Here is a 7,724-nt window from a genome sequence, read left to right on the forward strand (position 1 = left end):
AAAAAAGCCCCGGGGGGAGGCCCGAGGCTTCGAGGGAGGGGGAACCTACATTCTGTCTTTCGCCGAACACGTTGTCGCCAGGTGGGGGCGGGCAGTTACACGGCGGACGCTGCTGCCAAGGCTACTAGGGACGGCATCCCGGCGGTTGAAGCGGCATGTGCGCCGCCACCGGTACAAATCCTTTGCCCAGAATTCTGCGCGGGCCAGCCAAGGTACAGGAAGCTGTACGACTGACAGCCTGCCAACGGCGCTACTTTGCATAATAACATACTGATATTACTTACTATATCGACACGATTCCAACTTGGCACGCGTCCTGCTTAGAGAAAAGTATCCTTCCTCTGAACAACACATTTTCTGAAGAGACCTTTGGGATGGCTACCCGAAGGTCTTTTTCATTTTGGCGCTCTCACACTGAATATCCCCATGTCTTCTGCCGGGCAGTTCGGATATGGCCGGTCGGTGGGCAGACCGACTCTCCTTGGCATTCGTAGAAAATACTGTACCGCTTCATACGCTGCGCTGCCTCAAGGATAGTGGCAAGCCAGGATGCCATCTCCCCGGATGACGGCTTCGATCTCTGCCCAGCCGAGCACCTGGACCACCTCCTACTTCTAGGCCCGAGAACAGCAAGGAGGAAGCATGGATATAGCCAAGGTCAATATCCTGGGGCAGGCCGTTAAGACCAACGACGAGATGGTGTCGCTCACGGATTTGTGGAAGGCGAATGGGGGAGGAGAAAAAAAGAAACCACGCCGGTGGCTTGAGGCCGAGAGCGTGCAAGACCTCATCAAGGCCTTGGCCAAGAAAGAGGGAGTGAGGAAATCCTCACTCTTGAAAGTGAAGAAAGGCGTAGGGACTTATGGCCATTGGCAATTGGCCTTGGCTTTCGCCAAATGGCTCTCCCCCGAAATGCACATGGCCGCCAACGCCGTGTTCCGGGGCTACGTCAACGCCGACCCCGGGATGGCCATGGAGGAATCCGCCATCTTCACGACAGGCGCGGCAACGGAAAAGGGCCGAGTCACCCCGGCCCTGTCGTTCTAGCGGTTCTCCCGCACCTCAGTACAAGCCCACCTCGCGCGGCACGTCCATCAGTCCGGTTTTGAAGCTGGCGGCAAGCGGTCCGCTCGGGTTCGCCACAGCCTCCCAGAAGGATTGATAGGGCTTGCTGGCCAGGGCCTTGATTACGGCCGGGCTGGTCGTGGCCTTGGCCGCCGCCCACGGACCGATGGTGGTGCTCAGAAGCCCGGGGAACCCCCCGCCGGCATAACCTGCCCCGCCCTGCGCCAGGAACCGGAAGGCGTCCTTGACGGCCTGGATGCCCTCCAGGGTCGGAGCGGTGCGGGAGGTGTTGTAAAACGTCCCGGCATTCTTCAGTCCCTCGGACGCCGTTTCGATTGCTCCCAGGGTGTTGGCCGCGTCGTAGGGATCGGGAAGCCCGTTTAGGAGTGCCGCCTTGGCTTCGTCGGACATGCCCTTGTTGGAGCCCGAAAAGTTCGTCAGGAACGACGATGGCGAAAACTCCCCTTGTCTGGTCCCTGCCCCCTGGCCGAGACGATCCACGAGCCCGGCGGCGATGTCGTTGAAGGCATTCTGCCCGAGCACTTCACGGGCAGCATCGAGGCTTTCCCCAGGAACCCTGCTATCAGTGAAATACGTACCGATCGATGCGGGCTGACGGTTGCGCAGGAGCTTTTCAAAGGCGTCCCGGCCGGTCTTCTCCACCGAATACCAGTCCTTGAACCCGGTCCAGGCGTTTCCCTGCCCGGCAGCAGATGCGGCGGCATCCAGGTCGGACGACAAGAGCCCGTTGACTCGCTTGAGAAGGCCTCGGTCGATATTATCCGTGGTGGCCGTGGCCGAGGGCTTGAGGAGCTTGCCCACGTCCTTTTTCGCCTGCCACAGGGAGCCGAAGTTCAAGTTCCCGGCGGCGGCGTCGTCCATGGCCGGGCCGATGAGGCGGGTCATGCGCCCAAGAAACTGATCCGCCATTCCCGGGGAAAGGCTGGCCGCAGTGTCATTGATCCACTGGATGGTGGTGTTGATGTCAGCCGGTTGGTTCGCCAGGGCCTGGGACAGGGGCGCTTCCCTGTTGGCGGCCTCCCGGGTGAAGGCGCGCCTGCTGGCATCGGCGGCGTCCAGGACGCTGTTTCCAAGCGTCTCCCGCGCCACGTCGCCACGTGGGGCACTGGGAGCGATGCGCGTGGACAACTCGTCCAAGGCGTCACCGAGTCCCGTGCGACCACGTTCGGCAGCCTTGCCCATCACCCCGGAGGAGCCCCACATATTGGCCAGGGCATTTTCAAGGAAGTGCGCCGCGCCCGAGTCCGACACCGAGCCCACGCTCGGAGGCGTTTTCCCGAGGGACCGCCAGGCGTCGTAAAGCTCCTGCTTGACCGGGGAGAGCAACCCGCCCACCTTGGAAAGGGCCGCCCCGCCAAGATAGCCGAGGCCGGTATCAAGCGCCCCCTGGGTGACGGCAGTCGAAGCGGGTTTATAGCCCACCTCCTCCTTGCCCTGGGAGGCCAAATAGCGGTTGAGCAGCGCGTCGGCCAGGTAATCATAGCCTTGGCCAGCGGCAGCAGTCGCGGCAGCGGAACCGACAGCACCGACACCCGTAGCCGTTGCCGGAGCCGTGGCGATAGCTGTACCGAGTTGTGCCGCCTCGCGACCCAGGCTGGCCACGTCGCCCACGTCGAAGCCTTTGGGGTTGTAGACGGTCAGCTTCTTGGAAGTGGGATCACGATAGACGAAGTTGTCATCCCCGGCGGCATAGGTCTCGGGGCCGTAGAGCCGGGACATGATGGCCATGCGCCGGCCGGGATCGGATTCCTTGCCCACCACGGCACGGACCAGGGCGGGAGCGCCGGTTCCGGTGTCGAGGTCTTCCCCCAGGGCTTTGCCGAGGAAGGCCGTGTACGGCATGTCCGCGTAGTGATTGCGGTGGAGGCCCTGCAAAAGCTGGTCGTCGGACAGATCGCTATACTGCGGGTACTGCTCCCTAATATCTTGCATGCTCATGGTGGCTACCTCAGTCCCAAGGGGTCGTTGGCCTGCTGCTGTACGGGCTGGCTCCAAGCGCCGGGGGATTGCTGTTGCTGCTGAACCTGCCCACGGCCGGCATTTTGGAGCGCCGTGCCGAGGAAGGCCTTGAGCCTGGTTAATTTGGACCGGGCGACCAGGGGAGAATCGTAGGGGCTTGGCATATAGATCTTTTCCTGCTCGTCCACTTCCTTCTCGTTCGCCTGTGCGCCGGTCTTCAAGTACAACGAATAGCCGATGGCTTCCCGAAGCATATTGCGCACATTCACCGCATCAGAGTGCGGGAGGAACATTTTCAGGGCCACGCCGGGATCGAAATTCCCATTCGGGAAAAGGCGCTTTTCAGCTTCGTCCACGTAGCCGGTGCTGAGTTGCGCGCCGCTGATCTTGCCTGTTTCCTGCGCCGTCAGAGGCTTGCGGTCCCCCGTCTGCGTCATCGTGTAACCATTGCCCATGGAGTTCTGGGCTCCCGGGGCCTGTCCCTGCGGTTGGGTCGGCATTTGCGCCCGTGGCTTGAGCGACGGGAAACCGAGCTGCGACAAGTCAAGCTGCATGACCGTCTGTGCGCCCGTGCCCGGGTCCGTCGTGACCTTCGGCTGCGTGAGATAGGTTTCCGAAAGAAGGTACTTGCGCTTTTCCTCGTCCGAGGCCGTGCCGTCCTGAATCTTCGGGGCCAAGGCGTACACCGTGGACATGGCCTGCTGTTCCATCCCCTGGCCGCTGAAAGCAGCGCCGTTATCCTTGCTCGGCAACCCCTCGATCTTGCGATACTGGCCCGTCCGCTTATCCACCATGTAAGTGCCGTCAGGCCGTTCCACGATGTCGTTTTGGGGCTGCGTCAGGTCGGTCATGTTCTTGGCCATGCCAATAATGCGATTTGCCGCTTCTCCGGCTTTCCCGGGAGCGGCGACGAAGGGAGCCACGGCGGTCGCCATATTGGCCCAATAATTCCCGCTGGGCTGGCCACCTCCCGTCCCGGGAGTCCTCGGGCTGCCCGATGCGTCGGAAACGACCTGTGGGCCATTTTGGGCAAAGACCTGTCCCGCCGGCTGCCCAGGATAACGCCCGAGCCCGGCGGCGGTGTTGAGCATGTTGTCGGTCAGGGCCTTCCCGCTCCCCTCGACGTGCGCCATGGCCCAAGTCAGGCCCTTGGCTGTCTGCGGGTCGTTCAGGTCCAAGGGATCGTCAGGTCCCTTGCCGAGCATGTTCGACACCAGCGAAATATACAGGGGTGTGTTATTCTCGTTCGAGGGCGCGTACCGGGAAACAATACCGCGAACCGTGTTCAGCCCGTAGGTATTCTGGTAGCGCCGCAACTGCGAGGTCATGGCGTTCAAGCCGGTCTGCATGTCGGGGAACGACTGGAAGCCTTGACCGTTCACATTGCGCAGGTTCCCAGGATTGAAGTTCCTCTTCCAAATAGGGTCCTGCGGAGAATTTCCCGCAGTGGCGGAAGAAGACGTCGCGGGGGGCATAGCACCAGCGTCGGACGTGGGGCCTGGCTGCTGTGTCGTAGGATTCGCTGGAGGGGTCGCCGCGCCTGGACCATTCATCAGGCCTGGCCCGCCAGTTATACGCCCAATGGCATTCATCAACCCCTTGGTCCAAACCTGATCCTGGGATTTCTGCTGAATGCCAGCAAGCACATTCGGGTCCATATAGCCGTAGACCGAGGCATCAGGTGTCGCCGGGTTCTGTCCAGTAAGAACACCGTTCAAGTAGTTGTTGGCACTCTGCTTCATGCCCCGGTCATAATCGGACTGCCAGTCGGTTTTATCCTGCCGGGCCTGCTGGTGCTGCATCTGACCCATTTGCGCTTGGCGATAAGCGTTTGCAGCATCTGCCTCTTTCTGAGCCAGGACTAACCGCTGCTCGGCCATGTATTGTTCTTGCGCACGATTCATCCCGGCGGTCAGGTTCTGTCCAAAGGAGAGCAGCCCAGCCCCGATGTCGTCCCAAATGTTACGCTTAGGCATACTTCCCCCTACCCGAAGATGGATTTCAAGATGCTGCCGCCAACCGTGTTTCCGCCACCCGTTCCCCAGCCGCCAATCGTCCCGAGCAGGCCCATGCCGCCTTTCAGAAGACCGCCTATGCTGTCGTCGCCGCTTCTTTGATCGGCGTAGCTGGCGGCTTTATTCTGCATAAGGTTTTCTTCAGTCGGATTCCCCATGTCCCACCATGTCAAGTAGTTCTTGAACAAGTTCTGGCGTTCCGACTGATCCCAGGAAATCTGGGGCATGTAGTACCCATCCCACCACGACTTCTGCAAATTATTGTCATATGCGTTCGTGTTCCAATTCCAGTTTCCTTCGTTCTGCGCCTGCGTCATGTTCCAATTGTTCTGCGCGTTGGCGTTCTGAAGATTGTAGGAATTGAGCGCCGCGAGCTCGGACAATTTCTGCTGATCCTGCGACTGATTGAACTGATTTTGTGCCAGCCCGACTTGCGTTTCCCGATTGGCGAGGTTGTTCCACTCGCCCGTGCGCGTGCCGTAAATGTTGTTCGCGAGGCTGGCCAGATATTGATTCGACGAGTCGCGGGCCTGCTGCGCCTGGGATGCGGCTTGGGCGGCGTTGGTCGTGAGCGCGTCAGAATACGTTTTGTAAGCCTTATCGTTGGCCTGCTGGTTCATGACGGACGAGCCGTACATGCCCTTGCCGCCCATGGAGCCCTTGATGGCCTGCATGGCGGAATCGTAGGCATTCTTCGCCGCAATCTCGCCGGGCTGCTGGAGATTGGACTGGTACTTGTCCCACGCCCCGTTGCTCGGCTGCTTGTACATGGACTGCGCCGTGTCCATGGAATAGTTGTTGTCTTTGTATTGCCCGGTGTAGGTCTGGTTCGGGTTGATCCACGAAGACCACTGCGACATCTGTTTGTAGTCGCCAGGGCTGGTGTAGGAGAGGCCGGAATAAGGATTGGACAGGGTAGACGCCTTGTTGGCGTGCGAAACCCAAAAAGTCCCTGTGTCGGGGAAATCAATCTTTTGGAAGGGGTCGAAACCGTTGGCGGCCATGTTAAACATGGAGCCGATTTGGCCGAACATATTGGACGACATCCTGTCATCCTCCTTGGCAACGTCCTGTTGCCGTGTTGCAGGTTACAGGTGCGCGGTCTCCCCGTCGATCTCGGCAAGAAAGTTGCGCATGTAGGCTAGGGGGCCACCGAGGCGTTGCACGCCCTCGGCCATCCGTTGCCGGGCCTCCTGGGAGGTCGGCGCGATATCGGGAAAGTCTCGCCCGAGCTGATCCACGAAGGCCAGGCATTCGCCGAGTGTGGATGTCCCGTCGCGGGTCTCCAAGACCTCTAACCGTCGTTTCAAATTCATGTTATTGCTCCTGGGGCTGAAAACCGTACAAGGTTAACAGGTCACGTTCATCTGCCCGCCCTGCGTCGAGCATGGCCAGCAGTTCATCCGCGCCCTTGCCGAAGATGTCGGTGTAGTCGCCGGTCCCGGGCACGGCCTCGTCCCCGCCAAGGTTGGAAGCCATCCGATCCACCCGGGACATCCTGTCCAAGAGCCCCTTAACGGAAACGCCGTGATCCGCGCCCCAGGTGGTCAGACGATCCAGGAGCGGGCCGTCCGTGATCTCGTGACCGGTCTTGATCTCCATGGCGGTCCTGGCGAAGGCGTGGGCAGATTCGAGCCCGTGCCCGGCAGGACAGGCAGCCTCCAGGCGGGTCAATCGAGATTCAAGATTTCTCATGCGCTAGGCTCCGTTCGCTTCAAGCGCGGCGATGCGTTTTTCGAGTTCGGACGCCTCAAGCGCCCGGCGATGCGTCTCGACCAACCCGGCAAGGGCGGTGGCTTCGCTCGGGGTCACTTCGCCAGCGGCGACGGACTCAAGGATAGCGGTCATCGCGGAGGGGAGGTCGGAAGCGGATTTCAGCGGGGGGAGCGAGAGGGCCACGGGGGCATCCCGCTTGGCAGGACACAATCTGTCCAAGATCGCCCGCAGCACCGGACCATCGCCAGATAAAGCCACCTCAAGCGCCTTGTTCGTGATCTCCTCGGCGCGGGAGTCCAAGAGGGCCTGCACCATGCGGGTCGCATGATTCTTCGCTCCACGCGGCTTCCCGGATGGGTTGCCCGAAACGCCTTTTGGCCATGCGGTCTTGGGCACTTTTCTGTGCTTGGGCTCTGAATTTTCAGGCATCGTTTCCGCCCCCGGCAGGAAGGCGGCCACCCCGAAGAGCAGCCGCCAACAGGTCTAGTTGACGTACCGGCTGCCCATGATGAAATGGGTCGGGTTTTTGGCCACCACCTCGACGCCGATTTGCCCGCAGAACACGTCAAAACCCTCGACATCGCCCAGCGCGGCGGCCAGACGGCGGGCGGCGTAGGTGCGTTTGGCAAGCTGGCGGACATCCCGGTATTGCTCGACAATACGCCGCTTTTCGATATTGCCCACGGCCATCTCCATGCGGGCGTCGAACTCATCCCGGCGTGCGGCCAAAGCGGCAAGGGCCGCCTTCGCCTCTTCGAACTCGTGAACACGTCGCTCGTGAAGCTCGTATGTGCCGACGACCCGACCCACTTCGGCCTCAGCCCGGCGCAAGCCATCCAGTGCGGCCATTACGCGGTGCCGGCGTTCGGAAATCTCGGAATTGGCGTCAACCAGCTTACGCGCAGCCTTATCGTCGCCGGTCAAATACAACTTGGCCATTTCACCTGG

At 61.0% G+C, this 7,724-nt stretch carries 8 protein-coding genes; 1 reads left to right on the top strand and 7 read right to left on the bottom strand.

Annotation, left to right across the window (positions count from 1 at the left end; genetic code table 11):
* Window positions 1-642 precede the first annotated feature (642 nt).
* On the top strand, window positions 643-1,047 hold the full coding sequence (locus tag Q368_RS0122385; RefSeq protein ID WP_029461240.1) for a KilA-N domain-containing protein: 405 nt from the start codon (window positions 643-645) through the stop codon (window positions 1,045-1,047).
* Window positions 1,048-1,062: 15 nt separating this feature from the next.
* Here the strand turns inward: Q368_RS0122385 and Q368_RS0122390 are convergent, their stop codons facing one another.
* The 7 genes from Q368_RS0122390 to Q368_RS0122420 form a co-directional block, all read right to left on the bottom strand.
* Window positions 1,063-3,024: a hypothetical protein gene (locus Q368_RS0122390; RefSeq protein ID WP_029461241.1), complete on the bottom strand. Its 1,962-nt coding sequence runs from the start codon at window positions 3,022-3,024 to the stop codon at window positions 1,063-1,065.
* A 5-nt stretch (window positions 3,025-3,029) separates the two neighbouring features.
* Window positions 3,030-5,021 (bottom strand): hypothetical protein, encoded by a 1,992-nt coding sequence (locus Q368_RS24265; RefSeq protein ID WP_052360361.1) that lies wholly within the window; start codon window positions 5,019-5,021, stop codon window positions 3,030-3,032.
* Window positions 5,022-5,029: 8 nt separating this feature from the next.
* Window positions 5,030-6,106: a hypothetical protein gene (locus Q368_RS0122400; protein WP_029461243.1), complete on the bottom strand. Its 1,077-nt coding sequence runs from the start codon at window positions 6,104-6,106 to the stop codon at window positions 5,030-5,032.
* 42 nt (window positions 6,107-6,148) lie between these two features.
* Window positions 6,149-6,376, bottom strand: coding sequence for a hypothetical protein (locus tag Q368_RS0122405; RefSeq protein ID WP_029461244.1), 228 nt, complete (start codon window positions 6,374-6,376; stop codon window positions 6,149-6,151).
* A 1-nt stretch (window position 6,377) separates the two neighbouring features.
* Window positions 6,378-6,755, bottom strand: a complete 378-nt coding sequence (locus tag Q368_RS0122410; protein WP_029461245.1) for a hypothetical protein — start codon at window positions 6,753-6,755, stop codon at window positions 6,378-6,380.
* 3 nt (window positions 6,756-6,758) lie between these two features.
* Entirely contained in the window at window positions 6,759-7,205 is a 447-nt protein-coding gene (locus tag Q368_RS0122415) for a DUF5681 domain-containing protein (protein WP_029461246.1), read from the bottom strand.
* Between the two features lie 54 nt (window positions 7,206-7,259).
* On the bottom strand, window positions 7,260-7,724 hold a 465-nt coding region (locus tag Q368_RS0122420; RefSeq protein ID WP_211249805.1), incomplete at its 5' end, for a hypothetical protein.

The organism is Solidesulfovibrio alcoholivorans DSM 5433 (assembly GCF_000702665.1).
Lineage (GTDB): Bacteria > Desulfobacterota > Desulfovibrionia > Desulfovibrionales > Desulfovibrionaceae > Solidesulfovibrio > Solidesulfovibrio alcoholivorans.

Excerpts from the sequence above, each read along its gene's own strand:
- Q368_RS24265 (WP_052360361.1), bottom strand. The coding sequence starts at position 5,021 with ATGCCTAAGCGTAACATTTGGGACGACATCGGGGCTGGGCTGCTCTCC.
- Q368_RS0122405 (WP_029461244.1), bottom strand. The coding sequence starts at position 6,376 with ATGAATTTGAAACGACGGTTAGAGGTCTTGGAGACCCGCGACGGGACA.
- Q368_RS0122385 (WP_029461240.1), top strand. The coding sequence starts at position 643 with ATGGATATAGCCAAGGTCAATATCCTGGGGCAGGCCGTTAAGACCAAC.
- Q368_RS0122415 (WP_029461246.1), bottom strand. The coding sequence starts at position 7,205 with ATGCCTGAAAATTCAGAGCCCAAGCACAGAAAAGTGCCCAAGACCGCA.
- Q368_RS0122400 (WP_029461243.1), bottom strand. The coding sequence starts at position 6,106 with ATGTCGTCCAATATGTTCGGCCAAATCGGCTCCATGTTTAACATGGCC.
- Q368_RS0122410 (WP_029461245.1), bottom strand. The coding sequence starts at position 6,755 with ATGAGAAATCTTGAATCTCGATTGACCCGCCTGGAGGCTGCCTGTCCT.
- Q368_RS0122390 (WP_029461241.1), bottom strand. The coding sequence starts at position 3,024 with ATGAGCATGCAAGATATTAGGGAGCAGTACCCGCAGTATAGCGATCTG.